The 18,145-nt window shown below is 43.9% G+C and carries 18 protein-coding genes and 1 tRNA gene; 13 read left to right on the top strand and 6 right to left on the bottom strand.

What is annotated here, in order from left to right:
- The first annotated feature begins 226 nt into the window (after window positions 1-226).
- From clpB to ACK1U4_RS05990, 8 genes are all read left to right on the top strand, one after another.
- Window positions 227-2,821, top strand: coding sequence for an ATP-dependent chaperone ClpB (clpB, locus tag ACK1U4_RS05955; RefSeq protein WP_419400702.1), 2,595 nt, complete (start codon window positions 227-229; stop codon window positions 2,819-2,821).
- A gap of 109 nt (window positions 2,822-2,930) precedes the next feature.
- The gene (locus ACK1U4_RS05960) at window positions 2,931-3,218 is read left to right on the top strand and encodes a Trp family transcriptional regulator (RefSeq protein ID WP_419400703.1); all 288 of its coding nucleotides are present in this window, start codon (window positions 2,931-2,933) and stop codon (window positions 3,216-3,218) included.
- Window positions 3,219-3,509: 291 nt separating this feature from the next.
- Window positions 3,510-4,382 (top strand): substrate-binding periplasmic protein, encoded by an 873-nt coding sequence (locus ACK1U4_RS05965; RefSeq protein WP_419400704.1) that lies wholly within the window; start codon window positions 3,510-3,512, stop codon window positions 4,380-4,382.
- A gap of 151 nt (window positions 4,383-4,533) precedes the next feature.
- Complete coding sequence (locus ACK1U4_RS05970) at window positions 4,534-5,934, top strand: anthranilate synthase component I family protein (RefSeq protein WP_419400705.1); 1,401 nt, start codon at window positions 4,534-4,536, stop codon at window positions 5,932-5,934.
- A 75-nt stretch (window positions 5,935-6,009) separates the two neighbouring features.
- The gene (locus tag ACK1U4_RS05975; protein WP_419400706.1) at window positions 6,010-6,378 is read left to right on the top strand and encodes a hypothetical protein; all 369 of its coding nucleotides are present in this window, start codon (window positions 6,010-6,012) and stop codon (window positions 6,376-6,378) included.
- Complete coding sequence (locus tag ACK1U4_RS05980) at window positions 6,375-6,833, top strand: type II toxin-antitoxin system VapC family toxin (RefSeq protein ID WP_419400707.1); 459 nt, start codon at window positions 6,375-6,377, stop codon at window positions 6,831-6,833. Before ACK1U4_RS05975 ends, ACK1U4_RS05980 begins: the two co-directional genes overlap by 4 nt.
- Before the next feature lie 17 nt (window positions 6,834-6,850).
- Window positions 6,851-7,492, top strand: a complete 642-nt coding sequence (locus tag ACK1U4_RS05985) for an anthranilate synthase component II (RefSeq protein ID WP_419400708.1) — start codon at window positions 6,851-6,853, stop codon at window positions 7,490-7,492.
- A gap of 9 nt (window positions 7,493-7,501) precedes the next feature.
- Complete coding sequence (locus tag ACK1U4_RS05990) at window positions 7,502-7,843, top strand: hypothetical protein (protein WP_419400709.1); 342 nt, start codon at window positions 7,502-7,504, stop codon at window positions 7,841-7,843.
- A 10-nt stretch (window positions 7,844-7,853) separates the two neighbouring features.
- Here ACK1U4_RS05990 and ACK1U4_RS05995 read toward each other — a convergent pair whose 3' ends face one another.
- From ACK1U4_RS05995 to ACK1U4_RS06010, 4 genes are all read right to left on the bottom strand, one after another.
- Window positions 7,854-8,366, bottom strand: a complete 513-nt coding sequence (locus tag ACK1U4_RS05995) for a PepSY-associated TM helix domain-containing protein (protein WP_419400710.1) — start codon at window positions 8,364-8,366, stop codon at window positions 7,854-7,856.
- A gap of 160 nt (window positions 8,367-8,526) precedes the next feature.
- The gene (gene aqpZ / locus ACK1U4_RS06000) at window positions 8,527-9,267 is read right to left on the bottom strand and encodes an aquaporin Z (protein WP_419400711.1); all 741 of its coding nucleotides are present in this window, start codon (window positions 9,265-9,267) and stop codon (window positions 8,527-8,529) included.
- 163 nt (window positions 9,268-9,430) lie between these two features.
- On the bottom strand, window positions 9,431-10,201 hold the full coding sequence (gene fabI / locus ACK1U4_RS06005; protein WP_419400712.1) for an enoyl-ACP reductase FabI: 771 nt from the start codon (window positions 10,199-10,201) through the stop codon (window positions 9,431-9,433).
- Window positions 10,202-10,533: 332 nt separating this feature from the next.
- A complete protein-coding gene (locus tag ACK1U4_RS06010) occupies window positions 10,534-12,681 on the bottom strand; it encodes an ornithine decarboxylase (RefSeq protein WP_419400713.1) in 2,148 nt (715 codons plus the stop codon).
- Window positions 12,682-12,903: 222 nt separating this feature from the next.
- On the opposite strand from ACK1U4_RS06010, the gene frdA reads away from it, so the two are divergent.
- The 5 genes from frdA (at window position 12,904) to ACK1U4_RS06035 (ending at window position 16,837) form a co-directional block, all read left to right on the top strand.
- Window positions 12,904-14,679: a fumarate reductase (quinol) flavoprotein subunit gene (frdA, locus tag ACK1U4_RS06015; protein WP_419400714.1), complete on the top strand. Its 1,776-nt coding sequence runs from the start codon at window positions 12,904-12,906 to the stop codon at window positions 14,677-14,679.
- Between the two features lie 36 nt (window positions 14,680-14,715).
- On the top strand, window positions 14,716-15,531 hold the full coding sequence (locus ACK1U4_RS06020) for a succinate dehydrogenase/fumarate reductase iron-sulfur subunit (protein ID WP_419400715.1): 816 nt from the start codon (window positions 14,716-14,718) through the stop codon (window positions 15,529-15,531).
- 129 nt (window positions 15,532-15,660) lie between these two features.
- Window positions 15,661-16,155 (top strand): fumarate reductase subunit C, encoded by a 495-nt coding sequence (locus ACK1U4_RS06025; protein ID WP_419400716.1) that lies wholly within the window; start codon window positions 15,661-15,663, stop codon window positions 16,153-16,155.
- A gap of 28 nt (window positions 16,156-16,183) precedes the next feature.
- On the top strand, window positions 16,184-16,534 hold the full coding sequence (gene frdD, locus ACK1U4_RS06030) for a fumarate reductase subunit FrdD (RefSeq protein ID WP_419400717.1): 351 nt from the start codon (window positions 16,184-16,186) through the stop codon (window positions 16,532-16,534).
- A gap of 227 nt (window positions 16,535-16,761) precedes the next feature.
- Window positions 16,762-16,837, top strand: a tRNA-Glu gene (locus ACK1U4_RS06035).
- An 88-nt stretch (window positions 16,838-16,925) separates the two neighbouring features.
- Here the strand turns inward: ACK1U4_RS06035 and ispD are convergent.
- Both ispD and ACK1U4_RS06045 read right to left on the bottom strand, forming a co-directional pair.
- A complete protein-coding gene (ispD, locus tag ACK1U4_RS06040; protein ID WP_419400718.1) occupies window positions 16,926-17,672 on the bottom strand; it encodes a 2-C-methyl-D-erythritol 4-phosphate cytidylyltransferase in 747 nt (248 codons plus the stop codon).
- A complete protein-coding gene (locus ACK1U4_RS06045; protein ID WP_419400802.1) occupies window positions 17,672-18,058 on the bottom strand; it encodes a septum formation initiator family protein in 387 nt (128 codons plus the stop codon). Before ACK1U4_RS06045 ends, ispD begins: the two co-directional genes overlap by 1 nt.
- Window positions 18,059-18,145 lie beyond the last annotated feature (87 nt).

Genomic DNA, 18,145 nt, shown 5'->3' on the forward strand with positions numbered 1-18,145 from the left:
GTCCGTTTTTATTCGGCTATTTGCCGTTTTTTGTTTTCCTTTGATTGATATAATACCGATTGAATATTGCAAATCCATGACATTGTTAAGGATTAAAATGTAGCGAAATGTAACTGATTTTTAACCAAAATTCCCATTGACAAACAAAAAATTTTAATTTTTAACATTGAAAGTTATTCCCACAACACCATATAAAAGTTAATCAAAACATAATAAGGAATAACAAATGCAATTCGACAAATTTACCAACGCCTTACAATCCGCCGTTCAGCAAGCCCAAAGCCTTGCCGTTGGGCGTGACAACACCAGCATTGAGCCGATTCATCTCCTCTCGATTCTGCTCGGTGACGAAAGCAACGCCAACATCTACGAGCAAGCAGGGGCGAACCTTGCGACCCTCAAAACCGAAGTACAAAAATCACTCGACAGCCAAGCCGTGATTGGCACGCCCACAGGCGAAGTCAATCTTAGTCCAAACTCGGTCAAAGTGCTAAACCTCGCCGAACGCCACGCCCAAAAAGCAGGCGACAACTTTTTGGCAATCGACTGGGTACTGGTCGCCCTTGCCGAAACAGGCGATACTGCCAAAATCTTGAGCAAAGCAGGGGTAAACGAGCCGAAACTTCGCCAAGTAATCAACTTTATTCGTGGGGGTGACAAAGTGAACCAACAAAATGCCGAAGACCAACGTGATGCACTTAACAAATACACCATCGACCTCACCGCACGAGCGGAAAGTGGCAAACTTGACCCTGTGATTGGGCGTGATGACGAGATTCGCCGTACCATTCAAGTATTGTCAAGACGCACCAAAAACAACCCTGTCCTTATCGGTGAACCAGGGGTGGGTAAAACCGCCATTGTCGAGGGGCTTGCCCAAAAAATCGTCAATGGTGATGTACCCGAAGGACTGCGTAACAAACAAGTGTTGTCGCTTGATTTGGGGGCATTGATTGCAGGGGCGAAATTCCGTGGCGAATTTGAAGAACGTCTAAAAGGCGTGTTAAATGATTTGGCAAAATCAGACGGACAAATCATCCTGTTTATTGACGAAATTCATACCATGGTTGGGGCAGGCAAAGCAGACGGAGCAATGGACGCAGGTAATATGCTAAAACCTGCCCTTGCTCGTGGTGAATTGCACTGTGTAGGGGCGACTACACTTGATGAGTACCGCCAATATATCGAAAAAGATGCCGCCCTTGAACGCCGTTTTCAAAAAGTCTTGGTCGATGAGCCAAGCGTGGAAGACACCATTGCGATTTTGCGTGGGCTAAAAGAGCGGTACGAGTTACATCATGGCGTGGATATCCAAGACAGTGCCATTATCGCCGCCGCTCGGATGAGTAACCGCTATATCACCGACCGTATGTTGCCCGACAAAGCCATCGACTTGATTGACGAGGCTGCCAGCCGTCTAAAAATGGAACTCGATAGCAAGCCAGAGGCATTGGGCAAACTCGATAGCCGTCTGATTCAGCTAAAAATGCAACGAGAAAGCCTAAAAAATGAAGACGATGCAGGGGCAAAATCGCAGTTGCAATTATTGGATAATCAAATTGGCGACTTAGAAAAACAATATGCCGATTTGAATGAAGTTTGGCAAGCTGAAAAAGCCCTTGTCAAAGGTAGCCAACAGCTTAAAGACGAACTCGACAAAGCCCGTATTGCTTATGACAAAGCCCAACGTGAGGGCGATTATGAAACCATGAGCAAGCTACAATACGAAACCATTCCGCAACTGGAAAAACGTATCAAAGAGTCGGATTTAGCCGAGCAAAATGGCGATATGAGCAATGTTAAATTGTTGCGTAACAAAGTCACCGAAAACGAAATTGCCGAAGTGGTGAGTGCCTCGACTGGCATTCCTGTTGCCAAAATGATGCAAGGCGAACGTGAAAAGCTCTTGACTATGGAAAACAAACTGCATGAACGTGTGGTCGGTCAAGATGAGGCGGTCAAAGCCGTTGCCGATGCGGTACGCCGTAGCCGTGCAGGGCTGTCTGACCCCAATCGTCCAAGCGGTTCGTTCTTATTCCTAGGGCCAACAGGCGTGGGTAAAACCGAACTGACCAAATCGCTTGCCAGCTTCTTGTTTGACGATGAAAACGCCATGATTCGCATTGATATGTCAGAATTTATGGAAAAACACAGTGTCAGCCGTCTAGTCGGTGCACCTCCAGGGTATGTCGGTTATGAAGAAGGTGGGGTATTGACCGAGGCAGTCCGCCGTAAACCGTATAGCGTGGTGCTATTTGACGAAGTGGAAAAAGCCCATCCAGACGTGTTTAATATCTTGCTACAAGTGTTGGATGACGGACGTTTGACCGACAGCCAAGGGCGTGTGGTGGACTTTAAAAATACCGTGATTATCATGACCAGTAACCTTGGCTCAAACCGTATCCAAGAACTCACCCAAGAGGGTGAAAGCTATGCGGTCATCAAAGAGGCGGTATTGGATTCAGTCAATCAGCATTTCCGCCCAGAATTTATCAACCGTATTGATGAAATCGTGGTGTTCCATCCGCTTGGACAGGCTCAAATGGCAGGTATTGCCGATATTCAGTTGGCACGTCTGCGTAAACGTTTGCAAGAACGTGAAATGAATATCATGCTGTCGGATGAGGCGATGAGCCAGTTGGTGCAAGTGGGCTATGACCCTGTGTTTGGGGCAAGACCGCTAAAACGTGCGATTCAGCAAGAAATCGAAAATCCGCTATCGGTGAAACTGTTGGCAGGGGAATTTGTCGCAGGGGATACCATCAAAGTGGATGTCGATGCTCATAATGAATTGGTGTTTGATAAATTAAGAATGAGTTGATTTTAGCTACAAAAAACCGCTCTCAGATGGGGGCGGTTTTTTATTTTTTACTTTATCATTGTACTAGAACATGATATGTTAACTACCTTATTTTTTGGAGTGAACATTCATGCCAGCCCAACGCCAGTCCATTGCTTATGATTATTTAATCAACCTCATTGCCAACACCCAGTCCACCAATCAAATTACCGACATCCTCTCAGCGATTTTAAGTGATAAAGAACAACTGGAAATTGCCAACCGTGTGTTAATTTTTGCACTGCTTCAGCAAGGCTTGCCCCAACGTGAAATTGCCGAGCGTCTGGGCGTGGGTATTGCTACCGTGTCACGAGGGGCGAAGGCGTATAGCCAACATCAAGTTGCTGAGTTACTACCTAATTTAATTTTAGTTCAGTAAAGGTAGATTTGGGATTGCCTACCACTCAATAAAATATTAAAGCTCTTTCCATATCCAACTTTTGCCACAATATATCGTGGTTAACGCTTTACTCACCCATGCTACTCAGCGGTTTGGAAAGAATTCTATTAATAAGAATCTTTTTAATTTTTATTCTCTTTTACAACACTTAAAAATAAACTAGTCAGTTCTCTGTTATGCGTTTGATAGATAGTTATTTAAGTATTTAAAATTGCTATAATTTGCCACCATTTTTTCGTCACTTATTATTTCAAAGTCAAGGGTAATCACATGAAATTTTCTGCACATCTTAGATTACCTATCGCCATTGGCTTGACCATGCTTGTTACCAGTTGTAGCCAGCCTCAAAACCAAACCGAAGCACCAAAAAATGAGCATTCAAAACAAGCCTCAAACACGGCTAGCCAACCCACATCTGGCTCATCAACGCTAAAGGTCGCTATCACAGGGAATACCCCACCCTTTGCTTTTATGGATGAAAAGGGCAAGCCACAAGGTATTGATATTGATATAATTAAGCAAATTGGTGAGTTGGAAGGCTTTGATGTCACCTTCCAAACCCAAAGCTGGAACGGTATGTTTCAACAGGTTGAAACAGGCAAAAGCGACTTAGCGGTATCCGGCATTTCATACAGTGATGAACGTAACCAAAAATACGCCCTATCACAATCGTATTTTTACAACCCCACGTCTGCAGTTTATACCCCAAAAAATAACATCCAATCGGTTAATGATTTAGTGGGCCTAAAAATTGCCGCTGTCGATGGTGGTAAATCACTAAAAATTGCTCAAAGTGCCAAAAATGCCACCGTCCTGCAAGAAACCACGCCCTATTTATTATTACAAAAAATCGCTCGTAAAGAAGCAGATGTGGCGATTTATGACCAACCTGTATGGACTTATATGGTCAAAAATCACCCAGAATATCAGCTTAAAGTCACACCTTTAGAATCTGCTAATGAGCCTAGTACCCAAACTGTGATTTTGATGAAACAAGGCAACACCGAGCTACAAAGCAAAATCAACGATGGTCTAACCAAACTCAAACAGCAAGGAAAACTCACTGATATTGAGAAAAAATGGATGGGGTCAACCGAAGGCACAACCACTGCGACCGCCTCTGTGACTGGCAAGGTATCGTGAATCAAATTCCCAATAGCATGGATTCACGCCATGCTATTTTTTTGGCTTATTTTCACCAAACCTTCACAAAAAAAATTGCTAAAATACATAAATACCGCTACAATAAATAGTATATTTCAACATACTAGAACACTGAAACAAGCGATTTTTTATGAATCATTTATCCCCAAACAAACTGCAAATCCCTAGCAAACCCAATCTTATAAAACTCGCCCAAGACATTGATTTTTTTGAGTTATTCAAGCGTATCGAAGCCAAATACGACACTTGTTTTTTGCTCGAATCGTTGGGCGAAGACAGCCATATCTCACGCCACCATGCCATTGGTTTTGCCCCTGCCAAGACCATTTTTGCTCGTGACCACCATACTTTAGCCATTACCGACAATCACACAGGCGAAACGCTCAACTACCCTTGTGATAACCCTTATCACCTACTCCGTGACATCACGCCACAGCACGTCATCGCTCGCAATCACACAGGCGGTTTGGTGGGCTTTATGGGCTTTGACAGCATTAACTTTTTTGAGCCAAGCCTTACCGTGCAAAGTAGCGAGCTGTTTGAGCCGTTTAAATTTGGCGTATATTTAGACGGTTTAAGTTTTGACAAAATGACTGGGGAAATTTTTTATTTTTATTATGATACCCCTGAACAAAGCAACCGCATGGACGAGATTAAGGCGTTATTGGACACGCCAACGCCCAATTATGAACGTCCAACGGTCGCATTTTTGGGCGATGGCATGAACAAAGCCCAACACGCCAGCACGGTGGCAAAGGTCAAAGAAGACATCAAAGCAGGGCTGATTTTTCAATGTGAAGTGGGCTTTAAATCGCATTATCACATCACAGGCGATAGCTTGCCGATTTATGCCAAACTGCGTGAGGTCAATCCGTCACCGCATATGTATTTTGTCAAATTTGGTGAGCAGAAAATCATCGGTGCATCGCCAGAGTTGCTGTTCCGTCTGCGAAATGGCGAGATGGAAACCTTTCCATTAGCAGGCACAGCCAAACGTGGCAAGGACGAGGCACAAGACCGTCAATTGGCAAGGGCGTTATTGAATGACCCCAAAGAAATTGCCGAGCATAATATGTTGGTGGATTTGCACCGCAATGACATTGGGCGTGTGGCACAGTTCGGCACGGTCAAGGTGCGAAATCTCATGGATATTAAGCGGTTTTCGCACGTTCAGCATATTTCGAGCGAAATCGTGGGGATTCTTGACCCCAAGCATGATATGTTTACTGCCCTTGCCAGTAATTTTCCTGCGGGGACGTTGTCGGGTGCGCCTAAGATTGAGGCGATTAAGATTATCAATGAGCTAGAACCCGATGGGCGTGGGGCGTATGGTGGGGCGTTGGGGCAGTTTTCGTTTAATGGCGATTGTATTTTTGCGATTCCGATTCGGTCGTTGTTTATGAAAGGTGAACAGGCGTATGCTCAGACTTGTGGTGGGAATGTGTATGACTCGAATGCTGAGGATGAGTATGAGGAAATCGTGCGGAAATTGTCAGCGATGAAAGTCGTGTTGAGTAATTTTATGGATTAAAATATTGTAGATTTTTACCTCATTGAAACTTCTGCTAAAATACACCTATGTTAAAAATAATCAAGGGGAACAAGCATGATACAAGCCAATTTAAACCATATTTCACCGCAAATTTTACAAAAGTTAAATGCCCTTGCCGTCCAACAGAACATGAGTGTTGAGGTCTATCACGAGCAAGTGCTTGATTTTTGGATAGAATTTGCCAATCGTTGGGTAAATTTCAATCCTACAGCAAATACAGCCTCACCGCTTAAAGTCCAAGAAGTCTTAACCGAACCCCAATTAACTATTCCAAACTTACAACAAGCGATTGATAACACACCAAGTTTTTTACAGCATTTATTAGCGATGCCAGCTATTGAAGGACATGATGATTTATTTGAGCGTAACGATGAAGCAAGGGAAATTGACGTGGATGATTTAGATTTTGGGGAAACATTGTGATTTTACCTGTCGAGAGTAAACCGTTTAAACTTGCACAAAATATGTTTCTGCTAGATACCAATGTGATTAGTGAACTCAAAAAACGACCACCTAATGCAGGCGTAATAAAGTTTTTTGAAAAACTCCAAGAAAGTAAAAAGACCTTTTTTATTAGTGCGATTACACAAGGCGAATTATTGGCAGGTGTTGAAAAACTGTACCAACGTAATGACATTGAGCAAGCCAAACGCTATGAACAATGGATACATCTTTTTTTGGATACCTATCAACCAAATATTTTAGATTTTAACCAAGAATGTGCCAAAGTATGGGCAACCCTCATGGGTAAAAATAATCAAAACCCCATTGATAAACAAATCGGTGCAACGGCATTGGTCTATGATTTGACGTTAGTCACTCGCAACATTAAACATTTTAGCGATACGCCTGTACAACTGCTGAACCCTTTTTACTAATTGGACATACCTTTACCATGAACGTATTAATCATCGACAATTACGACAGCTTTACCTTTAACCTTTACCAATATGTTGGCGAAATTTTATCTGAACAGATTCAGCCATTTAGCGTTATTGTCAAACGCAACAACGAAATCACCTTAGACCAAGTCAAAGCCATGAACCCAGACCGCATTATCATCTCCCCCGGTCCGGGGTCGCCAGACGATGAAGCCTATTTTGGTGTGTGCGGACAAGTCATTACCGAAATGGGTAAAACCACACCGTTACTGGGCGTGTGCCTTGGTATGCAGGGAATTGCTCACTTTTTTGGGGGCAAAGTCGTACGAGCCAAAATCCCCATGCACGGCAAAACCTCACCGATTCGCCATGATGAACAAGGCGTATATCAAGGCTTACCACAAAATATGGACATCATGCGGTATCATTCATTGATGGTGGAAGCGGAAAGTTTACCTGACCGTCTTGAAGTCACCAGTATTGTATCGAGTGAGCAGAATCAAGATAAAACCCTGCGTGAAGCCAGTCTTGCAGGGGATGAAATCATGGGGATTCGCCATAAAGTCTATCCAATTCAAGGCGTGCAGTATCACCCAGAATCCTTTGCTACGGAAGGGGCGAAACGCTTGCTAAAAAACTTTTTATTGCAAAGTTAAGATAAAAATATGAAACAATTTGAGATTTTTTTAAACGGTTATAAAGTCGGTGATTACACCCAAACGGTTTACGATTTTCCAAGTACAATAGGCAATTTTCAACGCCAACCATTGCCTAATGCAGAATTAGAAACGTTACTCAATGCTTATATCAAATTTTGCCTTGAAGCAGAAACGATTGGCTCAAACTGTGATTATGGTGAGGCATGGGACGATTATTTTTTTGCCCATGAAAATGAGCATTTATATTTGATTGATAAGGCAAAATGGCAAGCCAAACCACCCAATAAAGAGCCTTTTGACATTACCGTTCCGATTTTTTATAGCGAAAATGAAATCATGTTTCGCTAAATTTATGATTTTAAAGCATTAATAAAACCACTGACAAAATCGCCCCTACCCCAACAAATGCCAATCCACGTTTAAAAATCTTGGAACTTGGGGCAAATAAAAAGAAACTCGACAATACAAAAAACAATAGAGCGACCCCAAATACGATATTTAATCCACCCATACTACCTTTGGATGGTGCTTTGTGAAAATCATTCATTTTCTCAAGTACCATTGGCAATTTTTTGACCGTATAAACCGTTTCACCAGTCACCGTGTTATATTGTCCATCTCTAAAAAATGCCGTATCCCCTTCACGTTTACCAAATTCAATGAATTTTAAATGTAACTCTTTCGCCAGTTTTTTCTCATCCAATTGTGGGGCGACTTTGGTGATGATGGTCTTTTCTGATTTTAACAAATCGGTATCTCGAAATACCAAAATCACACCGCTCAAGGCATACACTAGCATAATCCCTGCCATAAAAAACCCAATATAGCGATGTCCAATTCGCATCCAAATCCGAAAGTCTTTCATTGTCATAAACTCAATCCTCCAGTAAAAATTTGTTGCCATTATCCAATATTTTTATGAGAATGTAAATTATAATCATTATCATTTAATTAATTTTTTAGAGGCAAATAAAAACCCCTTCTTGTTGCCAAAAAGGGGGCTTGATAAAAGTTAAAAAAAACTTTAAAGATTATTCGCCATGCCCAGTAATATTTGGACGGTCAGCACCTAGCCAGCCGTACAATGCACCACCAATCGCACCGCCAATGATTGGGGCTACCCAAAACAACCACAACTGGCTCAATGACTGACCGCCAACGAACACGGCAACCGCTGTTGAGCGAGCAGGGTTCACTGAGGTATTGGTCACAGGAATGCTGATGAGGTGAATCAAGGTCAAGCCTAGACCAATCGCAATCGGTGCAAAACCTGCTGGGGCGTTTTTATGGGTAGAACCCATAATGATAATCAAGAAAATCGCCGTCAACACCACTTCGGTGACAAACGCTGACATCATGCTGTATTTACCTGGGGAAAAATCACCAAAACCATTGGTGGCAAATGCCCCTGCTGAGGTTGGGTCGATGCTGAATGTCCCTGTGCCTGATGCGATGATGTATAAAATCAATGCACCAAAGATACCGCCCAACACTTGAGCCACGATATATGGGGCAAGTTCGTTTTTGGGGAAGCGATTACCCATCGCAAGACCGATGCTGACCGCAGGGTTAAAGTGACCGCCAGAGATATGACCGAAGGTATAAGCCCCTGTCAATACGGTCAAACCGAACGCCAACGCCACGCCCAAAAAGCCAATTCCTAATGGGTTGCCATCACCACCAAAGTTGGCAGCCAAGACCGCACTACCACAGCCACCGAACACCAGCCACATTGTACCGAGGAACTCGCCAGTTAATTTTTTTGCTAACATAATCAAGCCTTATGAATAGGATACGACTATCCTAAAAAAATAGTTTTTAAAATTTTTAAGTTTATCTTAATAAATTTTGGGCATTATAATGTAACGCCCCCTATTATTTGTAGGTGTTTTTAGTAACCGAATCTTGCAGGCTTATCGTTTCGTTAGCCGTTTATCACGCCATGATATGCTGTCCACCATCAACAGGAATCACCGTGCCTGTGATTTTGCTCGCCGCATCACTGACCAAAAATGCCGCCAATCCGCCCACATCACTGGCATGCACATGATGATGAATCGGTGCTTGCTCGGCTGCTCGCTGTAGTAGCTCGTCAAAGCGGTCAATGCCTGAGGCAGCACGTGTGATAATTGCTCCAGGGGAAATCGCATGCACACGAATGTCTTTTTTGCCCAATTCTGCCGCCAAATAACGCACGCTACTTTCTAATGCGGCTTTGACAGGCCCCATCATATTGTAGTGGTCAACGACTCGCTCAGAGCCATAAAATGTCACGGTTAGCAAGCAACCACCGTCTTTCATCAAGGGTTCGGCAAGTTTGGCAGTTTTGATAAATGAATGGCTTGAGATGGTCATGGCTTGGTTAAAGCCGTCCGCTGTACAGTCCACCACACGAGCGTGTAGGTCTTCTTTGGGAGCAAAAGCGATGGAATGTAACACAAAGTCGACTTTGCCCCAAGCTTGTTCGAGCTTGTGAAAAACGTTTTCCAAATGCCCTTCTTCTCGCACGTCACAAGGTTCAAAAATTTGGCACTTTAGCTCATCGACTAAGGGTTGGGTGTAGGTTTTGGTTTTTTCATTGAGGTAGGTGACAGCCACTTCCGCCCCTTGAGCGACAATGGCTTTGGCACAGCCGTAAGCGATAGATTGGTCGTTGGCGATGCCGATGATAAGCCCTTTTTTGCCTGTTAAATCGAAAATACTCATGTGCGAGTCCTTATAGGTATGGTTTTGATTGTTTTGAATGGTACGTTGTTATTATCAAATATTTATGACTAAATGCCCTGTTACTACTACAGTGAATTAAATCAAAAATAAGACTTTAAATTTTGGGCGTATGCAATACGCCCAAAATTTAAAGTCTTATTTCTAGTTTAAACGACTATATTTAAACAGCAAATAATGACAATTCGTTGAAATCAATCATCATAACTGGTTAAATCCGTATCATATTTAGACTTTTATTGGTCATAAATAAACCAAAAAGCGATAAAACCGATGGTTTTATCGCTGAACCTTAAACCCATAAATTTCACGATTTATTTTTTTAATACATACGCATAAGCCAATTTACGTCCTTTATCATCGTATTCCCAATACACCCCCTGCACTTCTGGCTCAAAGCCCTGCAAGATATTCACGCCCTCTTCGAGTGCCAAGAAATACTCCAGCACCGCCCCATCCCACACTTCACCCGGAACGATACAATATACCCCCGGTGGATACGGCAACGCCCCTTCCATCGCCACACGCCCTTGAATTTGACGCAGTGGTACAAGTTCAATGTCATTGCGAATAAAGGCATTATGAGCATCAAAAGCACTCATGGCGACTTTGGGGCGATGTTCTCGCTCAAACATTTGTTTTTGCAGTTTATTGAGTTGATTTTTCGCATAAAAATTGTGCATTCTTTGACACAATTCATTGATAGATAGCTTGCGATATTGCGGATAGGCTTTGGCAAGAGTCGGCAATACTTGGCTAACTGGGCTATTTTCACGAATATGCTTTTCAAAGCGTACAATGCGAGCGACCAAATGCTGAAATTTTGCCAAAGTTTCAGCAGGGGTCAGCAAAAATAAAATCGAGTTTAAATCCGCCTTTTCTGGAATCACCGAGCTTTCACGCAGATAATGAGCCAGTATCGAAGCAGGAATACCAGTTTCTTCATACTCACCTGTTTCCATGTCAATACCGGGCGTGGTTAATAGCAATTTACAAGGGTCGATAAAATATTGGTCGTCCGCATAATGCTCAAAATCGTGCCACCTTGCCCCTGCCTCAAAACGGAAAAAACGAATATCATTGGCGATCGTTTCAGTGTCGTAATCTTGCCAATTTTTGCCATCAATTTTGGGCGGTACAAACGGCAAAATCATGGTACAGGTATCAAGCAGCATTTTACGAGCCTCAATACCACCGACCACACATTCATGCCACATCCGTTGCCCTGCCTTGCCTTCGTGCATTTTAGCATTGACATCTAGCGAGGCAAATAGCGGATAAAATGGCGAAGTCGAAACGTGCATCATAAAGGCATTGTTAAAGCGTTTATGATTGACATAGCGAGCTTGACCGCTGATATGGTTGTCTTTTTTGTGAATTTGCGAGGCTTGCGAAAACCCTGCTTGTTGTTTATGCACAGACTGAGTGACCAAAATTCCGGGGTCATTTTCGTTAAGTTCAAGCAGTAAAGGCGAGCAGTCACGCATCATCGGAATAAACTGCTCATAGCCGACCCACGCACTGTCAAACAAGATATAATCACACAAATGCCCAATTCTATCGACTACTTGGCGAGCGTTATAAATCGTGCCGTCATACGTGCCAAGCTGAATCACGGCTAGGCGAAATGGACGCTCGTTATCGGCTTTTTGTGGGGCGACTTCGGCAATACGCTGACGGATTTCGGCTTCATCAAAGCAATGGGCAGGAATTCCCCCAATCAAACCATACGCATTGCGGTCGGTTTCGAGATACACAGGGGTCGCCCCTGCCATCGTCAATGCCCCTTGATATACTGATTTATGGTTATTACGGTCAAACAATACCAAGTCGCCATGTGCCAATAATGCCCCAATGGCGATTTTATTGGAGGATGATGTACCATTTAGCACGAAGTAAGTCTTATCCGCATTAAACACTTTAGCGGCGTGGGCTTGTGCCTCGAACGCAGGGCCTTCATGGATGAGCAAATCGCCCAATCGCACATCGGCATTACACGAATCGGCACGGAATAAAGTTTCACCAAAGTACAAATAAAAACGTCTGCCAGACGGATGCTTACGGAAAAACTGCCCGCCTTGATGCCCCGGACAGTCAAAGGCAGCATTGCCATAATCAGTATAATCCATCAAGGCTTGGAAAAACGGTGGGTCAAGCGTGTCGATATAATCACTGGCGGCGGCATTGACCAATTGTCCGTTATAAAACTTTTGGTCATCGGCAAGCTCAAGCACGCCATACACATTGGGTAGCCACTCATCTGGCACGACATCGCCATACGGCAGGGCGACAAAAATCGGAATGTTAAATCCCAAATCCTCGATTTCTTGATAAACACGTGGCAAATCCGCCATTGTCACCACGATACTGGCAATATTGGTAAAGTCGGTGGATTCAAGGTCGATTAATTTGTATTTGCACTCAAGAGCGTATTCAATATCGTTGCTAATGGCGATTTTCATAAATTTTCCTTATTTTTAATCAATCCTGCTATCTTAACGTAAATCCCTTTTGGTAAATAGTGCAAAATTGCAAGCCCTTATTCGCCTAATGATTGCCCTAACTTTTTCGGTCAAATCGTGTTAAAATAATCCACAATGACAATAATGTTTATAAAAAAATAACGATTTAACGCATATCAAAACCCATCATAACAATATTTTTAGCAACGAGAACAACAACTTATGAATCCTATCATTGAATACGCCCAAGCCGATGTGGCGATTATCGGTGCAGGTGGGGCAGGTTTGCGTGCCGCTATCGAAATCGCTCGCAATGACCCACAAGCCTCGATTGCCCTTATTTCCAAAGTCTATCCCATGCGTAGCCATACGGTCGCTGCTGAAGGCGGTGCTGCTGGTGTGGTGCGTGATGATGACAGCCTTGACAATCACTTTAATGACACTGTATCAGGTGGCGACTGGCTGTGCGACCAAGATGTTGTGCAGTATTTTGTCGAACACGCTACCGAAGAGATGATTCAGCTTGAGCATTGGGGCTGTCCGTGGTCACGCCTACCGGATGGTCGTGCCAATGTCCGCCGATTTGGGGGCATGAAAATCCCTCGCACTTGGTTTGCTGCCGACAAAACAGGCTTTCACATTCTGCATACCCTTTTTCAAACTTCCCTACAATATCCGAGTATCAAACGCTTCGATGAGCATTTTGCGTTGGATTTATTGGTGGAAAATTATGAGTTAAAAGGCGTATTGGTATTTGATATGCAAAATGGCGTGGTGCGTGCCATCGCTGCCAAAAGCGTGATTATCGCCACAGGTGGTGCAGGGCGTGTGTTCCAGTACAACACCAATGGCGGTATCGTCACAGGCGATGGTATGGCGTTGGCGTATCGTCACGGCTTGCCATTGCAAGACATGGAATTTGTGCAATATCACCCCACAGGCTTACCCGGCTCTGGGATTTTGATGACCGAAGCCTGTCGTGGCGAAGGTGGGATTTTGACCAATAAAGACGGCTATCGCTATTTACAAGATTATGGGCTAGGGCCTGAAACCCCACTCGGTGAACCCAAAAACAAATACATGGAACTGGGGCCTCGTGACCGTTTATCGCAAGCCTTTTATCACGAATGGAAAAAAGGTCGCACCATCGAAACCGCTCGAGGGGCGGTGGTTAATTTGGATTTACGTCATTTGGGCGAAGCCTATATCAATGAACGCTTACCATTTATTCGCTCATTGTCCAAAAAATTTGTCGGCGTTGACCCTGTGACCGCCCCCATTCCTGTACGTCCAACCGCTCACTACACGATGGGCGGTATCAAAACCGATATCCGTTGCCAAACCCCATTGGCAGGGCTATTTGCCATCGGTGAATGTGCGTCTGTGGGCTTGCATGGGGCAAACCGACTGGGTTCAAACTCACTGGCAGAGCTATCGGTGTTTGGTAAAGTGGCAGGCGAAAACGCCCTTGCACACGCCAGTCAACAAGCCTTTGCCGATAAAAACCAACTCATGCAACTGGCTCAACTGGGCTTTGCCCCATTTTTACGCTTATTAACCCAAACCGAGGGGCAAGAAAATCCTGCCTTGATTCGTCATGATTTGGGGCTGTTAATGGAAACCCATATCGGTATTTATCGTAGCCATGACGATTGTGAGCAAGCCAAACGCAAAATTGCCGACCTCAAAGCCCGTTATCAAAACGTCAAAGTCACTGATAAAAGCCTTGTATTTAACACCGACTGGCTGACCGTGATTGAGCTTGGCTTTTTGCTCGATGTCGCAGAAGCGATGATTTATAGTGCGGACGCTCGCACCGAATCTCGTGGCTCACACCAACGCCTTGACTACACCGAACGCAATGACAGCGACTTTTTACGCCATAGCTTGGCATATTATAACGACCGCCAACCACCCGATATCCGCTACGCCCCTGTGACCATCACCAAATCACAACCTGCACAGCGAGCCTATGGTGAAGCAGGTGAGAAAAAATAAAATAATTGGCTTTTTTGATAATCAAACGAGAATATTATGCAAAACAAAATAACATCCGAAACGCTTGGTAACATCACCATCGAAGTTTTGCGTTACCGTCCAGAACAAGACAGCGAATTATGGTGGCAACCCTTTGAGGTCGAATGGACGCAAGATATGTCGATTCTTGACGCACTGCTTTATATCAAAGACCGCTTTGCCCCAGACCTCGCCTTTCGTTGGTCATGCCGTATGGAAGTCTGTGGCTCGTGTGGCATGGTGGTCAATGGCGTACCTAAATTGGCGTGTTCGACCTTTGTCCGTGACTACGCCAGCCTTGGTAAAATCAGCATTGGGGCATTAGACCAACTCCCCATCGAAAAAGACTTGGTGGTCGATGTCAATCCATTTATCGAAAAACTCGAATCCATCAAGCCCTACATCATCAATGCGATGGTCAATCCCAGTATTGCCAACGCAGATGGGGCGATGGCAAGCAAAATCCCAGAGCAAGTCGCACCCCAAAAAGAATTTAAACAAACCCCAGCCCAACTTGCCAAATTCAAGCCTTATACCATGTGTATCAACTGCTTGCTATGCTACCAAGCCTGTCCGCAAGTCGGCTTAAACGCCAACTTCTTAGGGCCAGCCGCTTCTGCCCTTGCTCATCGCTACAACCTTGATAACCGTGACACAGGGGCAAGCCAGCGTTTTAGCGTGTTAAACAAAGCCGATGGCATTTGGCCTTGCACCTTTGTCGGCTACTGCTCCGAAGTCTGCCCAAAACACGTTGACCCAGCAGGGGCGATTCAGCAAACCAAAGCCGCCGCCGTACCCTATTGGGCAAAATCGCTATTTGGTAATAATAACTGATTGAAAATAATATAGTGAATTAAATCAAGAATAATACGTTGAGATTTTGGGCGTATGCAATACGCCCCTACCTAACCCTAACGGCTTTATTCTTAATTTAAATGACTATCATTGAAAGGGGGAAATAATATGACAACAACCACAAAAACCGATATTTCACCAACGAATATGCCCCAAGCCATTGATACCGCCATTAATGAGCAACTGGCAACGGACAATCACCTGAGTATGCAGGTGCGTAAGCCCTATATCAAGCCACAGCCTGCCGACTGGTATCAGCATAATGGATTTTTTAAACGCTATATGCTTCGAGAACTCACCGCCGTGCCTGTCGCCCTTGAAGCCCTTAATCTGTTTTGGGGCTTGGCAAGTCTAGCAGGCAGTGCAAGCCAATGGCAACACTGGGTCAATGTACAAAGCAATGTATTGATGATAGTTTTTCATCTGATTGTCATTGTTGCAGGATTGTTTAACAGCAAAACTTGGTTTGAAGCCATGCCAAAAGCCGTACGCATCCAACAAGGCGAAAAATTTGTCGCTAATAACGTGCTAATTGGCGGTAGCTGGGCGACATTGGCAGTGATTTTATTGGCGTTGTGCGGTATTGTCGCCTATTTTTCATAACAAAGATTAAAAATTAAAGGTCTAAACCATGAGCGAAAAACATCTTAAGCCGATTTATTGGGGTATCTTTTCGGTCGGTGGGACAGTCGCCGCCCTTGCCCTTGCCCCACTGGTGTTGGTCATTTGTCTATTGTTACCGTTAGGCATCTTGGGTAATGCCGACACGTTTTATCAAAATGTGCATAATTTTATCGCCAATCCGTTGGTCTATGTTGTATTGGTAGGGCTGATTTTTACCTTGCTATGGCATGGCGTGCATCGGTTTTATTATATTTTGCATGATATGCACATTCATGTCGGCAATGGCGTGCGGTTATTTTTCTATGCCATCGCTATTATTGCCTTTGTGATGTGTTTGTATTGTGGTTTGATAAAATAAACCCTGTTGAAAAATTATTTTGGGGCTTAAGGCTTATACAATAAGCCCCTACAAAATGGTTTTAATTTGTCATTGAGCTGGCGATATAATATTTTTTGCAAAAATATAAAAATATTGCAAAAAACACTTGACGTAAAAAACAAATATCTATATCATACGCACCACTTCGACATTAACGGTGAAAGCGGTCGAAGTCACGATTAAGCAATTGCTTAAAAGTGTCTAGTGTCCCCATCGTCTAGAGGCCTAGGACATCGCCCTTTCACGGCGGTAACCGGGGTTCGAATCCCCGTGGGGACGCCAATTTTTACTTGACGGTAAAATGATAAAAGCCATTACTTCATTGTAGTGGCTTTTTTGTTTGCTGATTTTTATTTTTCTCTAAACTGAATCATAACGTATTAACGCCCTGATGTGTTAGGAACACTTCCGCAAACATCAAATCCTCTGGAAAGGTCAGTTTAATATTGCTATGACTGCCCTCAACCAACAGCGGATATTCCTCATTCCCCAATTTATTGGCAAAATACTCAAACAAACTTGCTTCATCAGTAAACGGAATAGCCTGCTCAATGGCTTGGCTTAAATAGTCATACAGCTTGGCAAGCGGAAAAATTTGCGGTGTCTGTGCCAACCACAACTGACTACGGTCAATCGTGGTTTTGGCTAACACTTGATTATCTTGTTCAATGATTTGCTTCACCGTATCTCGCACAGGTACAGCCAAAATCCCCCCTGCACTACTCGCTATATCCGCATCCGTCACCGACTGTATCAACTTCTCGATATCTTGGGGCAACACACAAGGGCGAGCCGCATCGTGAATCAGCACCCAATCTTGGCTTTGTGCTAGCGTATCCAAACTTTGCCAAATCGTTTGCACCCCATTAAACACCGAATTCATCCGTTCTGCTCCACCGATGACCCAATGAATCGGCATCGCAAAATCAAGGGTTTTGGCAACCTCATCTTCATTTGAAACGACTAAATAGCAGTCTGTTAAATCATTCACTTGGCTTAACGCATAAAGGCTATGCTGTAGCACGGTTTTGCCGTGGATGGGGGTGTATTGTTTGGGTTTGCTCGTGCCGAAGCGTTTACCCACGCCTGCTGATACCACAATGCAATGAATCGTCATCAATGCGTCTCTTCTGGATTGATAGGGGCTTGAGGGGTAGCGTTAGTGTATTGGCTATCAATTTGTGGTGGAATCGTGCCTTCAGTGGAATAAACCGTTGGTGCGGTGGACATTTGCACGAATGTTTCGCCTTGTTTGATTAGCCCTAAATCTGAGCGAGCGTGTTCCTCCACGGCTTCTACCCCACTTTTAAGGTCTTGCACATCCGCCAATAGCACTTGGTTAGCTTTTTGCTGTTCACTATTGATATAGGTCTGCTCGTGGATTTGTTTGTTAAGTCGATTCAGGTCACTTCGCCCATTCGTGCCAAACCAATATTGATATTGCAACGCCAATAGAACAACGATGGCAAAGATTATCATAAAAAGTTGGCGAATATAGGTCATGGGTTGGCTCAAGGGTGTTTACTAAAAGAGTGATTGCTAAAAACTGATAAATTTTCGCCTAATTACCGCAAAATACTAGGCGAGGCT

This window comes from Moraxella sp. TY6 (assembly GCF_048551375.1).
Taxonomy (GTDB): Bacteria; Pseudomonadota; Gammaproteobacteria; order Pseudomonadales; family Moraxellaceae; genus Faucicola.